The sequence below is a fragment of the Variovorax glucosi genome, from assembly GCF_051216695.1.
Taxonomy (GTDB): Bacteria; Pseudomonadota; Gammaproteobacteria; order Burkholderiales; family Burkholderiaceae_C; genus Variovorax.
The window spans coordinates 1-1,103 of the sequence record NZ_JBPJZE010000312.1 but is presented as its reverse complement, the minus strand read 5'-3'; the positions used below and the strand labels follow the sequence as shown (position 1 = coordinate 1,103).

The 1,103-nt window shown below is 62.9% G+C and carries 1 protein-coding gene and 1 pseudogene; one reads left to right on the top strand and one right to left on the bottom strand.

The window, feature by feature from the left end; translation table 11 throughout:
- Nucleotides 1-794 (bottom strand): thiamine pyrophosphate-binding protein (locus ACSFA3_RS25240; protein WP_435508074.1); only part of this gene is annotated, 794 nt, incomplete at its 3' end.
- Between the two features lie 153 nt (nt 795-947).
- Between ACSFA3_RS25240 and ACSFA3_RS25235 the strand changes: the two are divergent.
- Nucleotides 948-1,103: pseudogene (locus ACSFA3_RS25235) on the top strand (Crp/Fnr family transcriptional regulator); the annotation flags it as partial.

Below are 1,103 nucleotides of genomic sequence, written 5' to 3'. Positions count from 1 at the left end.
GCATAGGCGGCACCCTTGCCGAGCAGGATCAGCGGGCGCTTTGCGCCCTTGAGCAGGTCGAGCGCGCGCTTGACGGCGTCGGGCGCGGGAATCTGGCGCGGAGCCGGGTCGACGACCTTGATGAGCGACTTCTTGCCGGCTGCTGCGTCCATGGTCTGCGCGAACAGCTTGGCGGGCAGGTCGAGGTACACACCGCCCGGACGGCCCGACAGCGCGGCACGGATGGCGCGCGCAATGCCCACGCCGATGTCTTCTGCGTGCAGCACGCGGAAGGCAGCCTTGCACAGCGGCTTGGCGATAGCGAGCTGGTCCATTTCCTCGTAGTCGCCTTGCTGCAGGTCGACGATCTCGCGCTCGCTGGAGCCGCTGATGAGGATCATCGGAAAGCAGTTGGTGGTGGCGTTGGCCAGCGCAGTCAGGCCGTTGAGGAAGCCGGGGGCCGACACGGTCAGGCAGATGCCGGGCTTTTGCGTGAGGAAGCCTGCAGCGGCTGCGGCGTTGCCGGCGTGCTGCTCGTGGCGGAACGAGATGACGCGCAGGCCTTCTGCCTGGGCCATGCGCGTGAGGTCGGTGATCGGGATGCCGGGCAGGCCGAAGATGGTGTCGATGTCGTTGAGCTTGAGCGCATCGATGACAAGATGAAAGCCGTCGATGGTCTCTGCGGCCGGCGTTTCTTCCGTCAAGCTCTTGAGGGAGCGAACCACAGGTTCGCCATCGGCATCGCGGGTTTTCACGGGCTTGAGGGCATCGTCCAGCGTGGTTGTTGCCTCTTTCTCTGTTCTGACTGAAGACATGTCTCTCCTTCTGCATGGGTGAATGGCCAAGGCCCGAGCCAAGACTATGATTCGGGCTCAAGCTTTCGGCCGTTGACCTCGGTCAACTTTCCCGAAAACGGCGCGCCCCGATGAATGGCGCCGGCAGCGAAAAAATCGAGCAAGACGGTGACCATGACGTTGTTGGAAAACCACCCGGAGAAAAACATCATTCGTGCCCAGCTCCGGCAGAACATCCTTCTCAAGGACCTGAGCGAAGCCGACCGCGCCGAACTGGAAACCCATCTCGTCATCGTGGACGGCAACAAGGGCGAGTTCCTGTTGCATCAG